The organism is Ruegeria sp. HKCCD7181, from assembly GCF_057221055.1.
Genome location: NZ_JBWVBC010000010.1, coordinates 14,905 through 39,076 on the forward strand (window position 1 = coordinate 14,905; position 24,172 = coordinate 39,076).

The 24,172-nt window shown below is 57.3% G+C and carries 26 protein-coding genes; 5 read left to right on the top strand and 21 right to left on the bottom strand.

Annotated features, from left to right (window positions below):
- Positions 1-100: 100 nt before the first annotated feature.
- On the bottom strand, positions 101-475 hold the full coding sequence (rplL, locus tag AC2TCY_RS17665) for a 50S ribosomal protein L7/L12 (protein WP_170350962.1): 375 nt from the start codon (positions 473-475) through the stop codon (positions 101-103).
- A 79-nt stretch (positions 476-554) separates the two neighbouring features.
- A complete protein-coding gene (gene rplJ / locus AC2TCY_RS17670; RefSeq protein ID WP_074737768.1) occupies positions 555-1,073 on the bottom strand; it encodes a 50S ribosomal protein L10 in 519 nt (172 codons plus the stop codon).
- A 501-nt stretch (positions 1,074-1,574) separates the two neighbouring features.
- Between rplJ and AC2TCY_RS17675 the strand changes: the two genes are divergently transcribed.
- A complete protein-coding gene (locus AC2TCY_RS17675) occupies positions 1,575-2,345 on the top strand; it encodes a class II glutamine amidotransferase (protein ID WP_480849339.1) in 771 nt (256 codons plus the stop codon).
- 58 nt (positions 2,346-2,403) lie between these two features.
- On the opposite strand, the gene rplA is transcribed toward AC2TCY_RS17675, so the two are convergent.
- The 10 genes from rplA to AC2TCY_RS17725 form a co-directional block, all read right to left on the bottom strand.
- Positions 2,404-3,102 (bottom strand): 50S ribosomal protein L1, encoded by a 699-nt coding sequence (gene rplA, locus AC2TCY_RS17680; RefSeq protein WP_480849341.1) that lies wholly within the window; start codon positions 3,100-3,102, stop codon positions 2,404-2,406.
- 1 nt (position 3,103) lies between these two features.
- On the bottom strand, positions 3,104-3,553 hold the full coding sequence (rplK, locus tag AC2TCY_RS17685) for a 50S ribosomal protein L11 (protein WP_480849343.1): 450 nt from the start codon (positions 3,551-3,553) through the stop codon (positions 3,104-3,106).
- A gap of 213 nt (positions 3,554-3,766) precedes the next feature.
- Positions 3,767-4,471: a hypothetical protein gene (locus tag AC2TCY_RS17690; protein ID WP_480849344.1), complete on the bottom strand. Its 705-nt coding sequence runs from the start codon at positions 4,469-4,471 to the stop codon at positions 3,767-3,769.
- A gap of 169 nt (positions 4,472-4,640) precedes the next feature.
- Positions 4,641-5,174, bottom strand: a complete 534-nt coding sequence (nusG, locus tag AC2TCY_RS17695; RefSeq protein ID WP_170385962.1) for a transcription termination/antitermination protein NusG — start codon at positions 5,172-5,174, stop codon at positions 4,641-4,643.
- A 213-nt stretch (positions 5,175-5,387) separates the two neighbouring features.
- Entirely contained in the window at positions 5,388-5,585 is a 198-nt protein-coding gene (gene secE / locus AC2TCY_RS17700) for a preprotein translocase subunit SecE (RefSeq protein ID WP_170350969.1), read from the bottom strand.
- Between the two features lie 80 nt (positions 5,586-5,665).
- A complete protein-coding gene (gene ccoS / locus AC2TCY_RS17705) occupies positions 5,666-5,824 on the bottom strand; it encodes a cbb3-type cytochrome oxidase assembly protein CcoS (protein WP_480849346.1) in 159 nt (52 codons plus the stop codon).
- Positions 5,825-5,829: 5 nt separating this feature from the next.
- Positions 5,830-8,007 (bottom strand): heavy metal translocating P-type ATPase, encoded by a 2,178-nt coding sequence (locus tag AC2TCY_RS17710; RefSeq protein WP_480849347.1) that lies wholly within the window; start codon positions 8,005-8,007, stop codon positions 5,830-5,832.
- A gap of 4 nt (positions 8,008-8,011) precedes the next feature.
- On the bottom strand, positions 8,012-8,470 hold the full coding sequence (locus AC2TCY_RS17715; RefSeq protein ID WP_480849349.1) for a FixH family protein: 459 nt from the start codon (positions 8,468-8,470) through the stop codon (positions 8,012-8,014).
- Positions 8,471-8,472: 2 nt separating this feature from the next.
- The gene (gene ccoG, locus AC2TCY_RS17720) at positions 8,473-9,900 is read right to left on the bottom strand and encodes a cytochrome c oxidase accessory protein CcoG (RefSeq protein ID WP_480849351.1); all 1,428 of its coding nucleotides are present in this window, start codon (positions 9,898-9,900) and stop codon (positions 8,473-8,475) included.
- A gap of 103 nt (positions 9,901-10,003) precedes the next feature.
- Positions 10,004-10,879, bottom strand: coding sequence for a LysR family transcriptional regulator (locus tag AC2TCY_RS17725; RefSeq protein WP_480849352.1), 876 nt, complete (start codon positions 10,877-10,879; stop codon positions 10,004-10,006).
- 100 nt (positions 10,880-10,979) lie between these two features.
- Here AC2TCY_RS17725 and AC2TCY_RS17730 point away from each other — a divergent pair, with 100 nt between their 5' ends.
- The gene (locus AC2TCY_RS17730) at positions 10,980-11,138 is read left to right on the top strand and encodes a hypothetical protein (protein ID WP_480849353.1); all 159 of its coding nucleotides are present in this window, start codon (positions 10,980-10,982) and stop codon (positions 11,136-11,138) included.
- A gap of 151 nt (positions 11,139-11,289) precedes the next feature.
- Here the strand turns inward: AC2TCY_RS17730 and ccoP are convergent, their stop codons facing one another.
- From ccoP to ccoN, 4 genes are read right to left on the bottom strand one after another with little or no spacing between them, the layout of a single operon-like run.
- On the bottom strand, positions 11,290-12,153 hold the full coding sequence (gene ccoP / locus AC2TCY_RS17735; protein ID WP_480849354.1) for a cytochrome-c oxidase, cbb3-type subunit III: 864 nt from the start codon (positions 12,151-12,153) through the stop codon (positions 11,290-11,292).
- The gene (locus AC2TCY_RS17740; protein ID WP_480849355.1) at positions 12,150-12,335 is read right to left on the bottom strand and encodes a cbb3-type cytochrome c oxidase subunit 3; all 186 of its coding nucleotides are present in this window, start codon (positions 12,333-12,335) and stop codon (positions 12,150-12,152) included. Before AC2TCY_RS17740 ends, ccoP begins: the two co-directional genes overlap by 4 nt.
- A 10-nt stretch (positions 12,336-12,345) precedes the next feature.
- The gene (gene ccoO / locus AC2TCY_RS17745; RefSeq protein WP_480849357.1) at positions 12,346-13,074 is read right to left on the bottom strand and encodes a cytochrome-c oxidase, cbb3-type subunit II; all 729 of its coding nucleotides are present in this window, start codon (positions 13,072-13,074) and stop codon (positions 12,346-12,348) included.
- Between the two features lie 14 nt (positions 13,075-13,088).
- Complete coding sequence (gene ccoN, locus AC2TCY_RS17750; RefSeq protein ID WP_480849358.1) at positions 13,089-14,696, bottom strand: cytochrome-c oxidase, cbb3-type subunit I; 1,608 nt, start codon at positions 14,694-14,696, stop codon at positions 13,089-13,091.
- Positions 14,697-14,888: 192 nt separating this feature from the next.
- Here ccoN and AC2TCY_RS17755 point away from each other — a divergent pair, with 192 nt between their 5' ends.
- Positions 14,889-15,728 (top strand): universal stress protein, encoded by an 840-nt coding sequence (locus AC2TCY_RS17755; RefSeq protein WP_480849638.1) that lies wholly within the window; start codon positions 14,889-14,891, stop codon positions 15,726-15,728.
- A gap of 44 nt (positions 15,729-15,772) precedes the next feature.
- Here AC2TCY_RS17755 and AC2TCY_RS17760 read toward each other — a convergent pair whose 3' ends face one another.
- Together AC2TCY_RS17760 and fnrL are read right to left on the bottom strand one after the other, a co-directional pair.
- Entirely contained in the window at positions 15,773-16,027 is a 255-nt protein-coding gene (locus tag AC2TCY_RS17760; protein WP_480849360.1) for a GlsB/YeaQ/YmgE family stress response membrane protein, read from the bottom strand.
- A gap of 45 nt (positions 16,028-16,072) precedes the next feature.
- Complete coding sequence (gene fnrL / locus AC2TCY_RS17765; protein WP_480849361.1) at positions 16,073-16,816, bottom strand: transcriptional regulator FnrL; 744 nt, start codon at positions 16,814-16,816, stop codon at positions 16,073-16,075.
- 61 nt (positions 16,817-16,877) lie between these two features.
- Here fnrL and hemN point away from each other — a divergent pair, with 61 nt between their 5' ends.
- Positions 16,878-18,233 carry an oxygen-independent coproporphyrinogen III oxidase gene (gene hemN / locus AC2TCY_RS17770; protein WP_480849363.1) on the top strand — a complete coding sequence of 452 codons (1,356 nt, stop codon included), beginning with the start codon at positions 16,878-16,880 and terminating at the stop codon, positions 18,231-18,233.
- 213 nt (positions 18,234-18,446) lie between these two features.
- Complete coding sequence (locus tag AC2TCY_RS17775) at positions 18,447-20,372, top strand: elongation factor G (RefSeq protein ID WP_480849364.1); 1,926 nt, start codon at positions 18,447-18,449, stop codon at positions 20,370-20,372.
- A gap of 24 nt (positions 20,373-20,396) precedes the next feature.
- Here AC2TCY_RS17775 and AC2TCY_RS17780 read toward each other — a convergent pair whose 3' ends face one another.
- Genes AC2TCY_RS17780 through AC2TCY_RS17790 form a run of 3 tightly spaced genes read right to left on the bottom strand, consistent with a single transcriptional unit; the run spans position 20,397 to position 24,172 of the window.
- Entirely contained in the window at positions 20,397-21,974 is a 1,578-nt protein-coding gene (locus tag AC2TCY_RS17780) for an ABC transporter ATP-binding protein (protein ID WP_480849366.1), read from the bottom strand.
- Positions 21,971-23,077, bottom strand: coding sequence for an ABC transporter permease (locus AC2TCY_RS17785; protein ID WP_480849367.1), 1,107 nt, complete (start codon positions 23,075-23,077; stop codon positions 21,971-21,973). Before AC2TCY_RS17785 ends, AC2TCY_RS17780 begins: the two co-directional genes overlap by 4 nt.
- Positions 23,078-24,172, bottom strand: a complete 1,095-nt coding sequence (locus tag AC2TCY_RS17790) for a microcin C ABC transporter permease YejB (RefSeq protein WP_480849369.1) — start codon at positions 24,170-24,172, stop codon at positions 23,078-23,080. It lies immediately after the preceding gene.

The window sequence follows — 24,172 nt, forward strand, 5'->3', positions numbered from 1 at the left end:
CGATAAATGAGGCCCTTTCTAAGACAGGTTCGGCTGGACCCGGATATCTCCGGACCCAGCCAAATTTTGCGATGCATCAGCGATGCACCAGAAGACTGACTTAGGCCAGTTCGACCTCGGCGCCAGCTGCTTCCAGCTTGCCTTTGATCTCTTCGGCTTCGTCTTTCGACACAGCTTCTTTGATCTTGCCGCCAGCTTCGACCAGCTCTTTGGCTTCTTTCAGGCCCAGACCGGTGATGCCGCGAACTTCTTTGATCACGTTGATTTTCGAAGCGCCGGCGTTCTTCAGAACGACGTCGAATTCGGTTTTTTCTTCCTCAGCTGCGCCACCGGCGTCGCCACCAGCTGCGACCATTACGGCGCCGCCAGCTGCGGGCTCGATGCCGTATTCGTCTTTGAGGATGGTTTTCAGTTCTTGTGCTTCCAGCAGGGTCAGACCCACGATGCTTTCTGCGAGTGCTTTCAGATCAGCCATTTTATCAGCTCTTTCCGTTTACAGTGTGTGTTCCAACGTCAGGGTATTTACCCTACGCAGATCATTCAGTGCCAACCGCTTACGCAGCTTCCGCCTTCTCTTCGATGGTGGAAAGGATGCTTGCGATGTTGCTTGCAGGTGCGCCAATCGCGCCGGCGATATTCGAAGCAGGTGCGCCAATGCAGCCCACGATCGAAGCAATAAGCTCCTCGCGAGACGGCATTTTCGAAACTGTTTCGACGCCTTTGCGGTCCAGAGCGTTCTCACCCATTGCACCACCAAGAATCTCAAAATTCTTGTTATCCTTGGCGAAGTCCTCGGCCACCTTGGCTGCTGCCACGGGGTCCTCGGAATAGGTCAGAACGGTCATACCCGTCAGCAGGTCAGCAATGCTTTCACACGGCTTTCCGTCGAGGGCGATTTTGGCGAGCCTGTTCTTGGCAACACGCACGGCGCCACCCGCGTCACGAGCACGTGCGCGAAGGTCCTGCATCTCGGCAACTGTCAGACCGGCGTAGTGCGATACCACTACGACGCCAGAGCTTTCGAAGATCTGGCCGAGTTCCTCGACCACTTTCTCTTTCTGGGCTCTATCCACAGTTCTCTCCAAGTTTGGGACGATATCTCATCCCGGCTCATATTTGCTGCGGCTTGCGCCCCAGCGTTCAGGTCCGTTGTTACGGGATTGGCCAAAATTCGCCCGAGGGCGGGACCCTCGAAATTCTTTGGTCTTACCCGTCTCAGGCAGGGAATTAAGGAGTCAAGTGACACCACCCACCGTCTTGGACGAAATGAAATAAAGCGCACGACGAATCGCACGCTTTATTCCGTAGCTCTACTTAGGGCAGATGGCCGGGGTTTCCAAGGGGTAAATTGACAGCACCCAACAACCCGCGCAACGCGCGGTTGGCAAACCTTCATGACAGTCTACCAAAAGCTTTGACCAATTCGGCGGAACTTCGTGACCACCGTCGAAAGATGCAAAAGCAAACCGGGATCGCGACCAGTCCAGGACATAATCCAGGTTTCGCGTGACATTGTTCCATTTTCGAGACTATAATCCGACAAATTTTCTAAGATTTGCGCAAAGGCAGAACAGATGTGCAGAATTGCCGCCTATTGCGGAACCAGTATTCCCCTGGAAAACATTATCATCAGACCCAGCCACTCTTTGTTGGAGCAAAGCCAGCACGCCGCAGAAGCAAAGCTGGCCGTTAACGGGGATGGGTTCGGAATGGCATGGTATTCAGATCAAGAGCGGCCCGGGCTGTACCGGGATGTGCTGCCCGCATGGTCTGATGGCAACCTGGTTGACCTGTGTCGCATGATCAATTCTTCGTTGTTTCTGGCGCATGTCCGCGCATCAACCTTCGGCGAAGTTTCACGCTCTAACTGCCACCCGTTCGCATTTGGCAAGTGGTCCTTTATGCACAATGGCCAGATAGGCGACTTCGGACGTCTGCGCAGACGACTGGAAGCAACGCTGCCCGACGATCTTTATGCCGCACGACGGGGTTCAACAGATTCGGAGTTATTGTTCCTTTTGCTACTCTCCAACGGTCTAGACACGTCGCCTGGCGAAGCGGTTTCAACCACGCTCCAACAGATAGATGCACTTGAAGTCAATCGGGCACAGCCCGATCGCATGGCTGTCGCCTTTTCCGATGGATCGAGCTTGTACGCCTTCCGGTATTCCAGCGACCGACGCAGCCCGACACTGTATTTCGGAGAAGGGCTCGACCATGGCGGGAAGGTCATCGCATCAGAGCCTCTGGACAAAGGCACCGGCACTTGGACACCGATCAAGGACAGAAGTTTCTTTACCCTGACCGATGGGGCCGCAACACAAACAGAGTTACTGACATCCTAAACAAAAAAACGGGCAGCTACCAAAAGCTGCCCGCCTGAATTTCCGCCAATTGCGGCTATTACTCGCCCGCAGCCTCTGCCACGTCCAGCGTCACGCCAGGGCCCATTGTCGAGCTCAGCGCAATTTTCTTCATGTAGGTGCCTTTGGCACCTGTCGGCTTGGCCTTGGCCACGGCCGAAACGAAAGCACGGACATTTTCGACCAGCTTGGCTTCGTCGAAGGACGCTTTGCCAACACCGGCGTGCACAACGCCGCCTTTTTCCGCCTTGAACTGAACTTCACCGCCCTTGGCTGCTTCCACGGCTGCTTTCACATCCATGGTCACGGTGCCAACCTTGGGATTCGGCATCAGGTTGCGGGGGCCCAGAACTTTACCCAGACGACCGACGATCGGCATCATGTCAGGGGTTGCGATGCAGCGATCGAATTCGATGGTGCCGCCCTGAATGGTTTCCATCAGGTCCTCTGCGCCAACGATATCCGCGCCTGCTTCTTTCGCTTCGTCCGCCTTGGGGCCGCGAGCAAATACTGCAACGCGCATCGCCTTGCCGGTGCCGTTCGGCAGGCCGACAACACCACGAACCATCTGGTCCGCGTGACGTGTGTCAACGCCCAGGTTCAGAGCGATCTCGACGGTTTCGTCGAATTTCGAAGTTGCGTGGGCTTTAACCAGTGCAACCGCTTCTTCCACCGACAGGTCTGTCTTGCCAGCGAAAGCTTCGCGCGCAGTGCGCGTACGTTTACCGAGTTTTGCCATCTTACTTCACCTCGATGCCCATAGAGCGGGCCGAGCCCACGATGATCTGCATTGCGCCTTCGACGTCGTTGGCGTTCAGATCTTTCATTTTGGCTTCGGCGATTTCGCGAACCTGCTTTGTGGTCACGGTGGCCACGGTCTCACGACCTGGGTTTTCCGCGCCACGGGGACGGTTCCGCTTGCCAACCGGCTTCAGACCAGCTGCTTTTTTCAGGTAATAAGACGCGGGCGGCGTCTTGATGTCCATGGTAAAGGACTTGTCCTGATAATAGGTGATCACGGTCGGGCAAGGTGCGCCTTGCTCCATGTCTGCGGTCTTGGCGTTGAACGCCTTGCAGAATTCCATGATGTTGATGCCGCGCTGACCCAGCGCCGGACCAACTGGCGGCGACGGGTTCGCCTGACCTGCAGGAACCTGCAGTTTCATTGTACCAGCAAGCTTCTTGGCCATTTGGTTTTCCTTTCAACTTAGGTGAAACGCGTCTCACCCAGATTATGTTGCGTGGTCCGATCCGGGATCGCGATCCCAGCAACCTCCCACGAGAGAATCTCGCCCAAAGACGATAGAGGCGGCACTTACAGAGGAATGCGGGGGTTGGCAAGTGGCGTTCGCCACAGTCGGAAAAGACCACCTTGAGTCCGAAGCTGCCGACGTCACTCCGAACTAGAGTCTCGTTGTGTCAGCGTACATAACACGCGCGCCTTTCCGTGCCCATCTGACAATGTTGCGGCATTCTTCTTCAGTAACTTGCGCGGCCAAGTCGATGAGGTTTTCATCGGCGATTAATCTCGGGCGTGTGGCAAGCCCCACACCCAGCCTATTTGCGATTGGGTTCTCGTGCCTCAACAATCCAACAATAATATTCGGAAGCCCGGATGATGATCGGTTCGCTCTGCGTGAGAAAAAATTCCCTACGACGCCCGGAAATCTCTCGAATATTGTCCCTTTTTTGATCAACGCGGCTTCATTTATTCCGGCAATCAACATGCCAACTTCGCAATATTGGACAAAGCGCATGACTATGCGATGCACGAAAGGATCAGGATCATCGAGTAATCCAATGACCTTGCCCAAGGCAAACGTATCAAACTTCGTTGCGCATTCTTCCAAAGCCATTACTGCATTTGCACGGATATGAGCACGCTCGTTATCCAAAAGCGGAACGATATCATTTAGAAGACATCTGACATCTACACCCAATTCATAGATAAGGTAGGCCGCAAGATCCAGAATATCCGGGGTGTCCGTCAGCAGTAACGGCCTCAGGTTCTCAATAGGATAGCCGTTCCGGAAAGCTGACCACAACTCCTGACTAAAGTCGGTTTTTTCGCCCGCCATGACGAGCTCAATCATTTTTTCAGGGGACACAAAATCTTCGGCACTTAAACTGCCGCTTCAAGTTCACTATTCAGAAGAGCTATCACGCTTGACTGCAACGGACAACTTGATTGCCGGACAACAGACTTCACACAAACACATACAAAAAAAGCCGCGATGCATGTGCACCGCGGCATCGTAAAACTCGCTGCGAGCTTAATCAGCCCTGCTTCGTAACCTGCGTAAAGTCTAGCTCGACCGGGGTTTCGCGGCCAAAGATCGAAACCGAAACCTTCAGCTTCTGGTTCTCGTCGTCCACGCCTTCGACCATGCCGTCGAAATCCTCGAACGGGCCGTCGTTGACTTTGACCTTCTCGCCGACCTCGAAGGAGATCATCAGCTTCGGCGCTTCTTCGCCTTCCTGAACGCGGTTGAGGATCTGGTTCACTTCGGCGTCACGCATAGGCATCGGGCGGCCTTGCGGACCCAAGAAACCGGTGACGCGGTTGATCGAATTCACAAGGTGATAGCCCTGATCGGACATTTCCATGTGAACCAGAACGTAGCCGGGCATGAAACGGCGTTCGGTCGTCACCTTCTTGCCTCGGCGCACTTCGATCACCTCTTCGGTGGGCACCAGAACCTCGTCGATATCGTCCTCAAGGCCCTGCTCGGCCACCGACGTGCGGATCTGCTCTGCGATCTTCTTTTCGAAATTCGAAAGAACGCTGACCGAGTACCACCGTTTCGCCATGAACCTGTCGTCCTTGTTTGCCTTCGGCGCTTCCCGTTAGCTTGGGCGCACCCTGTATTGAAAATCTGCCGCGGCCTGTCCGCGTCTTCCGGAATAAAAAGCGGCGCGCAGCCCGAATCGCCACACGCCTATTCCGAATAGTCCTGCGTCAACTACTCCGACACGGCCCGCTACGCAAGAGGGCAGCGGCGTTTCCGCGCGGGTCAATCCACCTTAGCTGAACGCACCGAGGATCAACTGCAGCCCGCCGCGAATGCCCAAGTCGACCAGCGCAAAGAATACAGCCGTCAGCGCCGCCATGATGAACACCATGACCGTGGTCAGCAGCACCTCACGCCGGGTAGGCCAGACGACCTTTGCGACTTCGGCACGGACCTGCTGAATGAACTGGATCGGATTCATAGTTGCCATTTGGCTTGGTTCTCTCTGCTAGCGGATGGGCCGGACATAACCGGGCATTGCGGCAATTTCAAGGGCCGTTGGTGCCCCTGTCAGGGCTTGGGTCGATCATCCCATTCGTCGCTGAGGATGCGCCGCGCATCCCCCTCGGGATCTTCATACTGATTGGACCGAACAGTGTAGATGAACGCCACCAATCCAACGCCACCCAGGAACAGGGAAATCGGGATCAGATAAGCCAGCACTTCCATTGGGGTTACCTCAGTCTCAACGCATTCAGCGATACGGTAATGGACGAGGTCGACATTGCCAACGCAGCAATCAGTGGAGTCGCCAGACCAGCAACAGCCAGCGGGACGGCGATGACATTGTAAACGGTGGCGATGCGAAAATTCTCGCGAATCCGGCGCGTGGCCTTGACTGCCGTGTCACACGCTTCTGCAATCGGGGACAAGTCATTTCCCAAGAGCACGATATCGGACGCAACCCGTGCCGCATCCAGCGCGGATGCCGGAGAGATTGATACATGAGCCGCTGCCAATGCAGCTGTGTCGTTCAAACCATCCCCGACCATAAGAACGTGACGCCCCTGCTCACTCAATTCCTGAACTTTGGCCGCTTTGTCTTGAGGCAGCGCTTGGGCGATCCAGGTCTGGATACCCAGCTTATCCGCCAGAGCGTTAACCGCGCCGTGCGTGTCGCCCGAGATCAGAATGACTTTTTTACCGGACTTTTGAAAAGCATCCACTGCATTGGCAGCCCCTGCTCGCAATGCGTCCGTGAAGGTGAATGCCACTGGTTGATGCGTACCGATAGCCAGCCAGGCTGTGGTTTGATCACCGTCTTCTCCGCCCACCCAAGCCGTGCGACCCAGTCGGACGCGTTGATCGCGGAATGTACCTTCAGTGCCGTAACCGGGCACCTCGACGATATTGCGGAGCGTTGCTGGTCTGATGCCCGCCTCTCGTGCTGCACGTGCCAGCGCAACCGATAGTGGATGGGCCGACGCTTCGGCCAAAGCGAGCGCGACTTCCAGATCAGTGCGAGTGCGATCCCCCAGATTGGTCAGCTCGGGCGTGCCTGATGTCAGCGTACCAGTCTTGTCGAAAACAACCGTGTCCACCTCGGCCAGACGTTCCAGCGCCGTGGCGTGTTTGATCAGCATCCCACTGCGGAACAAGCGGCCCGAGGCTGCGGTGGTCACTGCAGGTACGGCCAAGCCCAGTGCACATGGGCATGTAATGATCAAAACAGCCGCCGCAATATTCAGTGCGGTTCGGACGTCGCCGGTATAAATATACCAACCCAGAAAGCTGAGCGCCGAAAGGATGTGCACGCCCGGCGCGTAAAGCTTGGCCGCCTTGTCGGCCAGCGACGTGTAACGAGAGCGGCCGGATTCAGCGATGGCAACCAGATCAGCCATACGATGCAGTGAGGTATCCTCACCCACCGCGGTCGCACGAATAATCAGCGGGCCAGTCAGGTTGACCTCACCGGCACTGACGGGATGCCCTTCTTGGGTAAAAACGGGAAGAGTCTCGCCGGTCAGCAAGGACCGGTCCAGTTCCGACTGGCCAGATACGATCTGGCCATCGACAGGCATCCGACCACCGGGCCGGACGAGGATAAGATCGCCAACATTCAAGGTAGAAACGGCGACTTCTTCCTCGGTCCCATCTGCTACTCGGACTGCCCGAGGCACTTCAAGCGCCGTCAATTCCTCGGCAGCCGAGCGGGCTACAGCACGGGTTCTATAGTCCAGATACCGCCCGGCCAGCAGAAAGAAAGTCAACGTCAGCGCGGCATCGAAATAGGCGTGCTCACCGCTTAGCGCGGTTTCCCAAAGCGATGTCACCAGTGCCAGTAAGATAGCCAATACGATCGGCACATCCATGTTCAGACGGCGTACGCGCAGGGCGCTCCAGGCGTTGGCAAAGAAGGGCTGCGCTGAGAATGCAATTGCGGGCAGCGCAATAGCCGCAGATATCCAGTGGAACATGTCGCGCGTCGCGTCGGACGCCCCGGACCAGACCGAAACCGACAACAACATTACGTTCATCGAAGCGAAGCCTGCCACTGCAAGCCGCATCAGCAGATCGCGCCCGGCTTTGTCGGATTGCGTGGCGGATAAGGCACCGGGGTCCAACTCGTGCGCCTCATAGCCTGCCCGCTCCAACACTGGGATCAGGTCAACAGCACGGATGTCGGGTGCGGCTTTGATCATCGCCCGTTTGAGAGTCAGATTGACCCGCGCGTCTTCAACTCCGGGATGGGCGTTCAACTCACGCTCAACGGTGGAGATACAGGCCGAACAGTGGATGCCGGGCAGTGATAGCGCGATCTGCACGTCCTCAGGTATGGGTCGAGCGGGTTCGACCGGCGCAGCAATGCACCCGGGGCAAGCCGCGGTGCCAGGGGATATCTGCGCCGTCATCGCATCAGCCTTTTACATATAGCGGAACACGCTGAGCGAATTCCGTTCCGTCCCGGTCTTTGGCGACAAGACGAATGTTCCAGTTGCCTTCGCCCAGCGATGCCGGCGCCGCATAAGCGATGCCATCAAACGTGAAGTCCGGTGAAAAATCGTCCTTCACATGGGTTGCGCGACCGACGATAGCTTGCAGCTCGGCCACCTCGACCGGAGCACCGGTTTGATCGGTGATGTGCAGGATCAACAGCCCTCCCGAGATTTCGGCTCGAATATCCCAGCCTAGGGCTTGCTGTTCCTGCAGTCGTTCGTTGAATTCCTGACTGGCAACGTAGGAGTTTTTAACCTCGAGTCCCGGAAATGTCTTCACGGCGCTGTAGGCTAGCAAAAGGTTCACCGCGATGATCACACCAAAGGCAGCAACAAACACCGCAAGAGCGTGTTTTCCGGTGAATTGACGTTCCGCCATAATCAGTTTCCTCGCCCGTTGAACGTCGTATCCTTGTAGGCTCGTTCACCACTGCTCAGGTCTTCGACCCAGATGCGCACCGGAGTAGCATCTGTGCCAGCCGGTCCGGTGCCCTGGGACGCGACGATATAAACGCGTGTCAATTGTGCCGTATCCGCGGTCACATTGACAGTCTCGCCTTCGACACCTTCGATCTCGACCCGCATGGCCGGATCACCCGCCAGCGACAATTTGAACAGCCTGTCCTCACCATGCTTGTTTCGCAGACGGACGTCATACGTATTGCGGATTGTCCCATCGGACAGTGTCACAAAGGTCGGATTTCGAACTGGCGCAACAGTCAGGTCGATATCGGACCGTATGAACAACGCAAACAGCAACGCAAAGCCGACAAGCGACCATAGCGAGGTATACATGATCGTACGCGGGCGCAGGATGTGCTTCCAAATGCTTTTGGGAGGCTGCCCCGCGCGTTCACGGGTCTCATCACTCAGGGCCATATAGTCGATCAGTCCGCGCGGTTTGCCGACCTTGACCATCATATCATCGCAGGCGTCAATACACAGTGCACAGGTAATGCACTCCAATTGCTCCCCGTCACGGATGTCGATCCCCACCGGGCAAACGTTCACGCAGGCCATGCAGTCTATGCAATCTCCCAGCTCTGTATCTGCGGTTCGTTTACCCTTGCCTCGCGGCTCACCCCGCCATTCGCGGTAACCGACGACCAGAGTATCCTCGTCCATCATTGCGGCCTGGATACGTGGCCAGGGGCAGGCGTAGATACAAATCTGTTCGCGTGCGAACCCACCGAATAGGAATGTCGTTCCAGTCAGGATCAGAACGGTCGTATACGCCACTGGGTGCGCGTTTCCGGTGACCAAATCCCGCATCAGCGTCGGCGCATCGGCAAAATAGAAAACCCATGCGCCACCCGTCGCCAGGCCGATCAACAACCAGACCACCCATTTGGTCAGCCGCAACCGGGCTTTGCGGAAATCCAGTTTTTTCTGCCGGTGCAGACGCAAACGCGCGTTGCGGTCACCTTCGATCCAGCGTTCGACCAGAATGTACAGGTCGGTCCAAACAGTCTGTGGGCAGGCATACCCACACCAGACCCGACCAAGTGCGGACGTAAACAGGAACAGCCCCAACCCGGCCATGATCAGCAATCCGGCGACAAAATAGAACTCATGTGGCCAGATTTCGATCCACATGAAATAAAACCGCCGGTTGGCCAGGTCCAGCAGCACGGCCTGATCCGGCAGGCTCGGCCCCCGGTCCCATCTGAACCAGGGTGTCACATAATAAATGCCCAGCGTGATCGCCATGATGATCCATTTGAGATTGCGAAAGGGACCAGACACCCGCCTCGGGAAGATCGGCTCTCTCGCGGCATAGAGACTGGGGGGAGGGCTGGAATCGCTCACGGGCTGGCTCCAAAATGTAGCTCTTCTGACTGCGTCTTGTCTCAGATCACGGTTTGGCAAACATTGACATGGGTCAAAACGCGCATCGTACAGACACCTTTTATCACGCCTGACGCGCCTGACGCTTCAACCAAGCCACAAATGTTTTTACGGCAGGTCTAAGTGCGGTTTTTGCCGTTACAATATGGTATCCGCGCGTGTCCGGCTCAGCGTAGAGTTCGACAATACGTCCAGCCTGAATGTCAGACTCGACGAAATGTCGCACTGTGACAGTGACACCCTGCCCTGAGCGCAAACCATCTAGCACCAGATTGCCCGGCAATTTCGTGCGACCGGCGCCGCGTTGTGGCCCGGCGCCGTGCTCTGCCAGCCAGTTGGTCGCCTCAGTGGTGCCAATCTCCTCCAGCCACGGCAGATGGGCCAGCTCGGCTGGCGTCCATTTGGTTTTTTCGCCCAGCAATTCGGGGGCGGCAACGATCACCACCGGAGTTTGCAGCAACATCTCGGACTGGACGCCAGGCCAGCCGCCCGGACCATACCGAATGGCAAGATCAACCCCGCCGGGCCGTAGTTCGACAATCTCGGCGGTGGGATCAAGGACCAGATCCACTTCAGGATGGGCGGCGCGAAAGGCTGGCAAACGGGGCATCAACCATGACGCTGCAAATGACGATGTCAGCGAAACATGCACAGGGCGTTCTGTTCCGGACCGGTTCAAGTCTCGTACCGCAGTTTCAATAGCGCCAAAGCCCAGATGCAGGGCACGAGCCAGATGCTCTCCGTCCACTGTCAGTGCCAACGCTTTGCCGGAACGGTCCAGCAGCGCCACGCCCAGATGCCTCTCCAACGTCCGCAGTTGCTGGCTGATGGCAGCGTGGCTGACATTCAGCGCTGCGCCAGCTTCGACAACGTTGCGCTTGTCAGCAAAGGCCGCAAATGCGCGCAGCGAGGCGAGCGGAGGAAGTGTCAGCCAATCCATATGTAATCCACACTTACACGACAGAATGGTTATTGAGTCGCATTCGGTGGTCCGAAGGTCAATCTTTTAAGCAGAGACAACATCACATAGGAGAAACGCCATGCTGACCGTTTTTGCCAGATTTTTCATGACCGCCACTCGCATAAATGCACCGCACATTCGCGAAGTACCCAAACCGGGCAGCCGCAAACGGCATTGGTTACCTGACAGTCACTTGTGGAAAGAAAATCCGCGCGCGGTCGATCTGACCGATCTTTGATTGTCAATTTCAAAGCCAATTCTGGACCGCAGCAAATCTCGGCCCTATTCTTTGAAAATCAGCACCGGCTGTTCAGGAAACGCGCGAACAGATGGAACAGCCGGTGCCTCAACCTCCGGGCGGGAGACCGCCCGGAGGTATTCTTCAGACCTTACTGACCGCCACCCAACTGGTGGACATAGGCAGACACGGCGCGAACCTGCGCCTCGGTCAGACGGTTTTCCCAAGACGGCATGACACCGAAGCGGCTGTTGGTGACAGTCTCGGTCAATGCCTCTTCACTGCCGCCATAGAGCCAGATCGCGTCGGTCAGGTTCGGTGCACCTTGAGTGACGTCGCCCTTGCCGTCCTCGCCGTGGCAGGCCGAGCAGTTGTCTTCAAAAACAACCTTACCAGCCTGCGCCGCCGCATCGTCGGTCTGCGCATTGGTCAGCGACATGACGTACTGAACCACCTGAGTGATTTCGTCCTGCTCGAGGATTTCGCCAAAGGCCGGCATCTCGGAATAGCGCGCATCGTCGCTTTCCTCGTTGCGAATGCCATAGGCGACTGTGGTCTCGATGTCTTCAAGCGTACCGCCCCACAGCCATGCATCGTCCAGCAGGTTCGGGAAACCCGGCGCGCCTTGCGCACCCGAGCCGTGGCATTGCGCGCACCAGGTGCGGAACACCGCGCCGCCTGCGTTGACTGCGTATTGCTGCAGTTCGGCATCTTTAGCGATGTCATCCAGCGGTGTTTCCACCAGCTTGGCGTTCCATGGTGCGTTGGCCTCTTCGAACGCAACCATTTCTTCCTGCACCAACGCCCGCGAAGACCAGCCCAGTACACCAGCTGTCGCCGACTGAACCAAAGGCCACGCCGGATACATGATCGTGTAGATCACGCCCCAGATGATGGTGACGTAGAAGGTCCATAGCCACCAGCGGGGCATCGGGTTGTCAAACTCTTCGAGACCATCCCAGGAGTGTCCGGTTGTTTGCGGGTCACCCGGTAGTTTTTCAGGTGTCTTGCTCATTGCCCAGCCTCCTTGGATGTGGCGGGTTTATCTTGATGCCGGAACGGGATGTTGGCGGTGTCCTTGTATTCCTTGCTGGCACCGGGGCGAAAAACCCAGACGACGATACCGACAAAGAAGACAAACAGCGCGAGCAACATCCAGCTATCCGCGAACTGCCTGAGGATTGTGTATTCTTCCATCACACCCTCCTTAGCGGCTTGCGTCCGGGGTGAAGGTCGAGAAGTCGACCAGCGTGCCCAGCATCTGCAGATAAGCGATCAGCGCATCAGCTTCGGTCAGATCGGACTGACCATCGAAGTTACGCACGTTGACCTTGTCACCATAACGTTCCAGCAGACCGTCATAGTCGCTGTCCGGATCGGCCTGTGCCCGGAAATCCGCCACGGCGTTTTCCAGCATCTCGTCGGTGTACGGTGTCCCGACCAGAGCATTAGCTGCCATGATGTCCCCGATATACTTACCGTCGATCTTGCGATGCTCGAGGAAGCCATATTTCGGCATCACCGATTCAGGCACCACTGACTGAGGATCACGCAGGTGATCCATCTGCCACTGATCCGAATACCGGCCTCCAACTCGCGCCAGGTCGGGCCCGGTGCGCTTGGAACCCCACTGGAACGGGTGGTCATACATCGACTCGGCCGCCAGCGAGTAGTGACCGTAGCGTTCGACCTCATCCCGCATCGGGCGGATCATCTGGCTGTGGCAGGTGTAGCAGCCTTCGCGGATGTAGATCTCACGTCCCGCCATTTCGAGAGGGGTGTAAGGGCGCATGCCCTCCACCTTCTCGATGGTGTTCTCAAGGTAGAACAGGGGTGCGATCTGAACGATGCCACCGATGGTCACGACCAGAAAGCTGAACACCAGCAGGAGGGTCGCGTTGGTCTCGAGGATCTTGTGTTTGTCGAGAATTGCCATTGCTCCGGCCCTCCTTATTCAGCCGGGACTGCGACGGTCAGGCTGGCCTCTTTAGCCGGTGCCTTCCGCACAGTCATCCACAGGTTGTAGCACATGATCAGGGCACCGGCGACGAACATGACGCCACCCATTGCACGCACCACATACATCGGGAACTTGGCAGCCACAGTGTCGGCGAACGAGTTCACGAGGAAGCCGTTGGCATCCACTTCACGCCACATCAGGCCTTCCATGATACCGGTCACCCACATCGACGCGGCGTAGAGCACGATGCCGATGGTGGCGAGCCAGAAGTGCCAGCTGACCATCTGAAGTGAGTACAGACGCTCGCGCTTCCACAGGACAGGTACCAGGAAGTACAGCGCACCAAAGGTGATCATGCCGTTCCAGCCCAGCGCGCCCGAGTGCACGTGACCAATGGTCCAGTCGGTGTAGTGGCTCAAAGAGTTCACGGCGCGGATCGACATCATCGGACCCTCAAACGTGGACATGCCGTAGAAGCCAACCGAGATCACCATCATGCGGATCACCGGGTCGGTACGCAGCTTGTCCCAAGCGCCCGACAGGGTCATCAGGCCGTTGATCATGCCACCCCAGGACGGCATCCACAAGATTACCGAGAACACCATGCCCAGCGTCGAGGCCCAGTCAGGCAGCGCGGTATAGTGCAGGTGATGCGGTCCGGCCCAGATATACAGGAAGATCAGCGCCCAGAAGTGGATGATCGACAGTTTGTACGAGAACACCGGACGTTCGGCCTGTTTCGGGATGAAATAGTACATCATGCCCAGGAAGCCCGCGGTCAGGAAGAAGCCCACGGCGTTGTGGCCGTACCACCACTGAATCATGGCGTCTTGCACGCCCGACCAGACAATGACCGATTTCGACCCCCAGACACTGACCGGGATGGTCATGTTGTTGACCAGGTGCAGCATGGCTACGGTGACGATGAAGGCCAGATAGAACCAGTTGGCCACATAGATGTGAGGCTCTTTTCTTTTGACGATCGTGCCGAGGTACACGGCCAGGTAGGCCACCCAGACAATGGTCAGCCACAGATCGACGTACCATTCGGGTTCCGCGTATTCCTTGGACTGGGTTCCACCCAGAACATAACCGGTCGCCGCCAGGACGATGAACAGCTGATAGCCCCAGAACACGAACCACGCCAGGTTACCGCCCCAAAGACGCGCGGCGCTGGTGCGCTGAACAACGTAGAACGACGTCGCGATAAGCGCGTTGCCACCAAAGGCGAAAATCACCGCCGATGTGTGCAGCGGCCGTAGTCGGCCGAAGTTGGCGTAGCCCTGGGCCCACTCGAAATTGAGCGCCGGAAAGGCCAGCTGGAACGCAATGAAAGTTCCGGCCAGGAACCCTACCACCCCCCAAAAGGCAGTCGCGATCACGCCATAGCGGATCACGCCATCCATGTATTCACCTGAACGGTCAACAAGAATATCTGGCTCGTCTGTGTTTCTCAGCGTCCAGATGAATAGACCACCGGCGATCAGCATCACCAGTATCGCATGCACCTGATACGCCAAATCTCGTGCATAATTGGTCCCGATCGCTGCGAACAGCACGACCAGACCAAGCACGATCAGCTTGATGTAATTTGACATATTGCGTCCCTTTGCCATGCCCCGCGCGATTCTTGGCGCCGCGCGAAACCCGTTTGACTGCGTGTTTTAATGCAGTGAGCTTGGTAAACTTGCTTTGATCTGTGTCAAGACAAACGGCTGTTTTCTGTGACAGGTGTTTCCGAAGAAGCAGGTGTAAGCCCGACCGGCGGCACCTCGAAACACGAGGACGACATGGCATACAAATCCCTCTTGACGGTCATGACAGAGACCAGATTGGCCAGCTCGGCATTAAACCAGATGATAGCTCTGGCCGAAGAGCTGGACGCCCATGCCGAAGCTCTGTGTCTTGGCGTCGACCGCAGCCAGACCGGGTATTACTACGCTGGTGCCAATGCACTTATCCTGCAAGAGACCCTGAGCCGCGCCAATGCCGAATCGGATGAGATCCAGGCTTTTGCCCAGGACGTGCTGGGTAAATCGAATGCCCGATGGTCAACGGAAAGCGGTGTGGCGCAAATCGCCGACATCGGACGGCACGTAGCGCGCCGCGCCAGTTTCTCTGACCTGGTCATCCTTCCGCGCCCCTACGGTAAGGACCGCGACGCAGAGGCGGAACCGATTGTCGAAGCCGCAATGTTCGAAGGCCACGCCCCCGTGTTGCTGGTACCTGATCAGGCGCAGCCATTGACCAGGCCTCGGACCGTTCTGATCGGTTGGAACGAAAGCCCTGAGGCGATGCGGGCAATCCGTCGCTCCCTGCCCTTCCTAAAGCAGGCCGATTTGGCGCGCATCGTCGTCATCGACCCGCCCCGACACGGGCCGGACCGCTCGGATCCCGGAGGTATGTTGTCGCAATTGCTGGCCCGTCATGGCGTGAAGTGCGAGATTGACGTACTCAGCAAGACAATGACCCGTGTTTCGGACATCCTCAACCGTCACGCTTCGGACACAGACGCCGACATGATCGTAATGGGCGCTTATGGCCATTCACGCTTTCGCGAAGCCATTCTGGGCGGTGCAACGCGAAACATGCTGGAACAATCAGACGTGCCGGTTTTCCTGGCCCATTGATTGGTCGAAGTCTTACGGCCGCGGCCCACGGAGCATGTCGGATTCTATGCCTTGCGCACTAATCCGATAAGGAACAACAAGATCACCGCGCCGATCGTCGCGAAGATAATCGAGGAAAACAACCCGCCCCCGACGGCGAAGCCCAATGCCGGAAAGATGGTCCCTGATAGAAAGGCGCCGACCACGCCGACGATGATGTTGCCGATCAGGCCGAACCCGCGCCCTTCCATGATTTTGCCCGAGAGCCAACCGGCGATCGCGCCGATAGAAATCATCGCTAATATGCTGCTGAATTCCATAACCCGCTCCTGATATTGTCTGGCAAGGACCGTTACGGTTAGCCGTTAAACTAGGAAACCGCCATCCGTGTCATCGCCCGCCTCTTCCATCAGGCGGCCCATGTCGGGGATGGTCACATGTCGCTTACCTTCGAGGGTGATGATCTGGTCCTTTTTCAAGGCAGATATCTGCCTGCTGACAGTTTCCAGTGTCAGCCCCAGGTAATCCGCCATCGCCTCACGGGTCAGCGGTAGATCGAACACAATCGGCCCGGACATGCCTTTCAGATGAATCGATGCGTCCCTGCGGGCAATGATCGACAAAAGGCTGGCGATCTTTTCACGCGCTGTCTTGCGCCCCAAAACCAGCATCCATTCGCGTGCGGCATCCAACTCATCCAGCGTCATCTGAAGCAGGCGGTGCGCAATATGAGGCGTCTTGCCCATCAGCTCTTCAAAGGGTTTTTTCCTAAAACAGCACATCACCAGATCGGTGGTGGCGATCACGTCGTAGGCGGCAGATTCGCGCCCTGGGCGCCCGACGAAGTCGCTGGGCAACAAAAGACCCACCATTTGGGTCCGCCCATCTTCCATCGTCTGCGTCAGTGATGCGATACCTGATACAACTGTGCCGACAAAATTCATCGGATCGCCAGACCAGATAATCGTCTGGCCAGCTTCGAAGCTGCGGTAATATTTAATGCCTTCAAGCTCTTCGAGCTCGTCTTTTTCGCAGTGTGCACAAACCGCCCGATGCCGGATAGGACACTCGTCGCATGTCGTGTGCTCATACAGGGCCTTAAGTGTCATTCGCGTTTCCACTTGATCTCGGTCAAAGTATCTGAGCCCCTCCCGGTATACCCGTAACTTCATGACAACGAAACCGCAACTGGCACGGCTTGGACTTTTTGACGCGAAAGTACCGCGTTATACAAGCTATCCCACCGCCCCGCACTTCAATAACGACGTGGGGGCCGATCTTTTTGGCGACTGGATTTCCGGCATCGCGCCCGGCAGCTCTGTTTCGCTTTACATCCACGTGCCCTTCTGCCGCAGGCTGTGCTGGTTCTGTGCCTGCAGAACGCAGGGCACACAGACCGACAACCCAGTCATCGCCTACGTCGACGTTCTGAAGGCCGAGTTGGACCTGCTGGCCGCGCGTCTGCCCGAAGGTGTGAAACTGTCGCGTCTGCATTGGGGTGGCGGTACGCCTACCCTGTTGAATGCCGATCTGATGCGTGATCTGGCCGGACGCATTCTGGAAATCGTTCCCCTTGGCCCTGACGCCGAGTTTTCCGTTGAAATCGACCCGAACGAGATCGACGAAGCGCGTCTGGACGCACTGGCAGAGGCCGGGATGAACCGTGCCTCGATCGGGGTGCAGGATTTCGATGAAGAAATCCAAAAGACCATCGGACGCATTCAAGGCTATGATATCACCCGCGATGCCGTCGACATGATCCGTGCGCGCGGCATTACCAGCCTGAATGCTGACATTCTCTACGGCCTACCGCACCAGACAAAAGCGCGCATGACCGAGAGCGTGCAAAAACTACTGTCATTGTCCCCGGATCGCGTCGCGCTCTACGGATATGCGCATGTGCCGTGGATGGCCAAACGTCAGCAACTGATCCCGTCGGATGCCTTGCCCACGCCAGAACAACGGCTGGAGCTGTTTGATACCGCACGGCGTCTGTTCCTGTGGGACAATTATGCCGAGATCGGCATTGACCACTTTGCGACACAGGATGACGGCCTGACCCACGCACTACGCGCCGGACGGCTAAAGCGGAATTTCCAGGGTTATACCGATGATCAGGCTGATATTTTGATCGGTGTAGGCGCCAGTTCAATCTCACGCTTCCCGCAAGGCTATGCGCAAAACGCACCCGCTACATCGGCTCACACAAAAGCAATCCGTGCAGGACAGTTCTCGACAACGCGGGGGCACCTGTTCAAGGGGCAGGACATCGTGCGCGCACGCCTGATAGAGGCATTGATGTGCGATTTTCGGATCGACACGGCCGAGATACTGCGCGACCACGACATCTCGAGTTCAGAGTTGCAACAGATGTACACCGATGCGAACGCCGCGTTCGAGGGATTGCTGCAGGTCGATGAAACAGGCCTGTTCATACCGCCCGAAGCGCGCGCGCTGACCCGCATGATTGCAGGCAGCTTTGACGCTTACGACCTGAGCAAAGCCGGACACAGCTCGGCGATCTGAGACCAGTTCGGCGGACCGATATTCGGCCCGCCCGATTCAATACGGCACGGGGGCTTGACGCACGCCTTCGGTTTTCTCCAAACTCAAGGAGTGGAGAGGCCGCCTCTTCACACCCTGAGGCAGGCGAATTCGCAGACAGTTCTTGCCGGCGCGAACGCGTTCGACAGCCCTTTTCGTGCAGCTATTCTGCAACCTGCAAGAGGGACAGCACCTATGCGCGTTTTCACCGTCCTCGGCCCCAGCCAATCGGGCAAATCCACTCTGGTCGAGGCCATCAGCCGCCTCGACAGCCGACCCACCACATTCGATGTTTCCGGGACCGTGCATTTGCACGGTTTTTCTTACTTGGACGAGCCTTGGTGCGCGATTGATGTGGACGGAGGCGGCGACGCGTTGGCCTATGCCGGGCCTGCGATGGCGATCTCGGACGCAGCGGTCGTGGTTGTACCGCCCGACCCGGATGCGGCGGTCCTATGCGCCCCGTATCTAAGGCTGGTCGAGGAAGCGGGTATACCCTGTTTCCTGTTCATCAACCGGATGGACAACCCAAATGGCCGCATTCGCGACATCATTTCAGCGCTGCAAACTTATTGCACACATCACATCGCCCTACGTCAGGTTCCGATCCGAGAGGGCGAAACGATCATCGGTGCCGTGGATCTGATCTCGGAACGCGCGTGGAAGTATCAGGAAGGGCAACCCTCGGCTTTGATCGAACTGCCGCAATCGGCCGAAGACCGTGAGCAGGAGGCCCGCACCGAGTTGCTCGAAACGCTGTCGGATTTCGATGACCATTTGTTGGAGCAGCTGATCGAGGACAAGCAGCCACCCAGCGAAGAGATTTATGGTCTGGCGGCGCAAGTACTGCAGAACCATCAGTTAATCCCGGCCTGCCTCGGTGCGGCGAGCCATGGAAACGGATTGACTCGCCTTATGAAGGCCCTGCGACACGAGGCGCCCGAGTTTGATATCGCAGCCGGCCGCGACGAAGCCGCAGAAGACGCGCGCGCCATTGCCGGCTTTGCGGATGTCAAGAAACACATCGGCAAGATCATTGTCCTGCGTGGCCTGGGCGACGGCGTCAAAGCGCATGAAGCCTTGGGCGGTGAGACCGTCGGCAATCTGACAACGCTCGACGCCAAGACTCAGATCAGCGTTCTTGAAGCCGGGCAAATCGGGCTGGCGGTGAAATCCGACCACTTGAACCCCGGTTACTTGTACGACAGCACTTCGGCAACGCCGCTTCCGGAATGGGCGGCCTCACACCCCATAGCTCATCGTCAGGTCGTGTCGCCCGCACACGAACGGGACGACGTTCGCTTGTCCAACGCGCTGACACGTCTGGTCGAGATCGACCCGGGCCTTCATCTGGAACATGATGAGCTGAGCGGCCACGCGATCCTGGGCTCGCAAGGGCCCCAGCATATGCGTCGTGTCACCGCAAAACTGGCCGAGGATTTCGGCATCGAAATCGAAGCTGACGCTACCGAAACCGCCTATCGTGAGACAATCCGCTCGTCTGTCGAATATCGCCACCGCCACCGCAAGCAATCCGGCGGGGCCGGTCAGTTCGCGGATGTGGTCATCACCGTCGCGCCATTGCCGCGCGGTTCGGGTTTTCAGTTCGAGGAAGTGGTCAAGGGCGGCTCAGTGCCCAAGAATTACATTCCTTCGGTCGAGCACGGCGCAAAAGACGCACTGGCACAGGGTCCCCAAGGATTCCCGGTAGTGGACGTCAAGGTCACGCTGAGCGACGGCAAACACCACAATGTGGACAGCTCGGATTATGCCTTCCGCACCGCGGGCAAGAACGCGGTACGCGAAGCTCTGCCCGAAGCGAAGCCGGTTGTCCTGCAACCGATCCTGAACGCGGAAATCCACCTGCCCTCGACCTTTGTAGGTGATCTGGTGCCGACGATCAGTTCATTGCAAGGGCAGGTATTGGGGTTCGAGGGCAACCCGAACGCTTCGGGTTGGGAAATTTTTAACGCTCAGCTGCCCGCTGTAGCTCAGGACGAACTGCACCGCACCCTTGCAAGCGCCACCCGGGGCACGGGCTGGGTAAAGCTGCAATTCGATCACTACGAGGAGCTGCGCGGACCGGTGCCCACGCCCACACAACGCAAGGAAATCGCCTAGACAATTTGGGCGCGCGGGCTGGCTTCAGCCCGCCGCCGCGATCAGTTCACGGGTGTATTCGGTCTGAGCGTTTTCGAACAGATCCTCTGCCTTGCCCATTTCGATCACGTCTCCGTTCCGCATCACGATGACATTGTGCGACATCGCGCGCACGACTTTGAGGTCATGACTGATGAACAGATAGGCCAGCCCATATTTCCGCTGCAGGTCACGCAGCAGGTCGACAATCTGCACTTGTACCGTCATGTCCAGCGCGCTCGTCGGTTCGTCCAGAACCAACAATTTGGGCCGCAGCACCATCGCCCGTGCAATGGCAATACGCTGCCGTTGTCCGCCTGAGAACTCATGCGGGTAACGATCCATCGCTGCCGGGTCCAGGCCAACTTCGGTCATCACTTCGGCCACAAGCTCGCGCGGGGCACGATGTGGGTCCACTTTGTGGATTGCGAGCCCTTCGGCAATGATTTGTTGGCAAGTCATGCGCGGGCTGAGGCTGCCGAATGGGTCCTGAAACACAATCTGCATGTCCTTACGCAGCCGCCGCAGCTCTCTCGTTGACCAGCGGCGTACATCCTGATCGCGGAAGGTGATCCCCCCCTCGGAAGAAATCAGGCGCATGATGGCCAACGCCAAGGTCGTTTTGCCCGAGCCGCTTTCCCCCACAATGCCCAGCGTCTCACCTGCGCGCACAGTCAGAGTCGCATCATTGACGGCCTTCACATAGCCAACGGTTCTTTTCAAGAACCCACGCTGGATCGGGAACCAGACTTTCAAACTATCCGTCCGGGCCACCTCTTCGGCGTCCAAAGCGACCGGGTCGGGGTGACCAGACGGCTCAGCCGCCAACAGCTTACGCGTATAAGGGTGCTGAGGGTTGTCGAATATCTCGGTCGTCACCCCGGTTTCGACAATCTCGCCATCTTTCATGACGCAAACCCGATCCGCAATTCGGCGCACAATACCCAGATCGTGTGTGATGAACAGCATCCCCATGTTTTCGGACTTCTGCAATTCAGCCAGAAGCTCCAGAATTTGCGCCTGAATGGTTACGTCCAGAGCAGTCGTTGGCTCGTCTGCGATCAGGATGTCCGGCTTGTTGGCCAGTGCCATTGCGATCATGACACGTTGGCGTTGCCCACCTGACAATTGATGCGGATAGCTGTCCAGACGCTCCTCTGGGTCACGTATACCCACTTTGGTCATCAATTCGACAATCCGATCACGCGCAGCAGCACCAGCCAGCCCCTGATGCAGTGCCAGCGACTCTGCCATCTGCTTCTGAATCGTGTGCAGCGGGTTGAGCGAGGTCATCGGCTCCTGAAAGATAAAACTGATATCATTGCCGCGCACGTCCATCAGGCGCTGGTCCGAGGCGCCGATCATCTCCTGCCCGTCATACTGAACCGAACCCTCGACGATCGCGCTGTCGCCAAGCAAGGACACTGTGCTAAGTGCGGTAACGGATTTACCTGACCCTGACTCGCCCACCAAGGCAACCGTTTCGCCGCGGTCGACGGTAAAGGAGACACCCTTGACCGCTGCGCTGACCTGCCCGTCCTGCCGGAACGAGACCTTGAGGTTGTTCACATCCAACAGGCTCATGAAAAGGTCTTTCTCGGGTCGAACGCATCGCGGACGCCTTCAAAGATAAAGACCAGAAGCGATAGCATGATGGCAAAAGTGAAGAAGGCAGTGAAGGCCAGCCACGGCGCCTGCAGGTTCTGCTTGGCCTGCAAGGTCAATTCTCCCAACGACGGAGCCGAAGACGGCAGGCCAAAACCCAGAAAGTCCAGACTGGCGAGCCCGCCGATTGTCCCCGTTACGATGAACGGCATGAAGGTCAGCGTGGCCACCATCGCATTGGGCAGCATGTGGCGGAACATGATGGTCATGTTGCCGACACCCAGCGCTCGGGCCGCACGCACGTATTCCAGGTTTCGCGCCCGAAGGAACTCGGCGCGCACTACTCCGACCAAGCCGGTCCAACTGAACAGGATCATCAGAGCGACAAGCAACCAGAAACTTCGCCCCAGAATGGCGAACATGATGATAATCACATATAGCGACGGTGTTGCGGACCAGATTTCGATGATGCGCTGGAAAACCAGGTCCAGCCAACCACCGAAAAAGCCCTGGATGGCTCCGGCGAAGATACCGATCAGACTGGCCACCCCCGTCACCATTAGCGTGAACAGGATCGACAGCCGGAAGCCGTAGATCACCCGCGCCAGAACATCGCGCTTGGTGTCATCCGTACCCAGCAGATTCTGCTTGTTCGGCGGCAGCGGTGCCGCACCGGGGCGATCTACGCTGGTGTTGAAGGAATACGGGATCAGTGGCCAGATCGCCCAGCCGCGTTCGAACCCTTCGGCCTGAAAAGTTCCGGCCTCGATCTGTTCGATGATGCCTTCGGGATCGTCGAAGCACTGTTCCAGCCCACCGCTGTCGATCAGGCACTGTACCTCAGGGTCGCGGTAAATGGCTTCGGTCTGGAAATCTCCACCAAACTCAGTCTCCGCGTAGAAGTTGAACACTGGAGTATAAAACTCCCCTCGGTACTTCACGAGGATCGGTTTGTCATTGGCGATGAACTCGGCGAACAGAGACAGACCGAACAGAACACTGAAGATAATAAGGGACCAGAACGCCCGTCCATTTCGGCGAAAATTACGCCAGCGGCGTTGATTGAGAGGGGAAAGTGTCATCTAACCCTCCCGCTTTTCGAAATCGATGCGCGGATCGACGAGGACGTACATCAGGTCGCTGATAATTCCGACGACGAGGCCCATCAGGCCAAAGATAAAGAGTGTTCCAAAGATCACTGGATAATCGCGAGCTACTGCAGCCTCGAACCCAAGACGGCCAAGGCCATCCAGCGAAAAGATAGTCTCGATAATGATCGAACCGCCAAAGAAAACGCCGATGAACACCGCCGGGAAACCGGCTATCACGATCAGCATCGCATTACGGAAGACATGGCCGTACAGTACTTTTTGCTCGCTCAGGCCCTTGGCGCGCGCCGTCATCACATATTGCTTTTTTATTTCATCCAGAAAAGAGTTCTTGGTCAGCAAAGTCAGCGTCGCAAACGCCGAGATTGTCAGCGCAATGATTGGCAAGGCTATGTGCCAGAAATAGTCCATGATCTTGCCAAACACGCTCAGGCTGTCCCAGTTGTCCGAAGTCAGTCCCCGCAGCGGGAAAATCTGCCAGTAAGAGCCACCTGCGAACAGTACCAGCAGCAGGATCGCAAACAGGAAACCGGGAATGGCATAGGCCACGATAATGGTTCCACTGGTCCAGGTGTCAAACTTAGATCCGTCCTTGACCGCCTTACGAATGCCCAGCGGGATCGAAACCAGATAGGCGATCAGGGTCGACCAGAGGCCCAGCGAAATCGAAACCGGCATCTTTTCCAGCACCAGATCAATCACGCTGATCGAGCGAAAGTAGCTCTCTCCGAAATCCAGTGTCAGGTAGTTGCCCATCATACCCAGAAAGCGTTCGAGCGGCGGCTTGTCGAACCCGAATTCCTTTTCAAGTTCTGCGATGAACTCTGGTGGAAGGCCACGTGCGCCAACATATTTGTCGTCAAAAGACCCACCGGCCGGTTCGGCACCCGCGCCAGCATCGCCGCCACCCGCGAACCCGGCAAAGACGTCGCCCTGCCCTTCGATCTGAGCGATGATCTGTTCGATCGGCCCACCCGGCACGAACTGCACCAGAGTGAAATTGACGATCATAATGCCCAGAAGGGTCGGAATGACCAGCAGCAGGCGTCTTAGAATATAGGCGCCCAT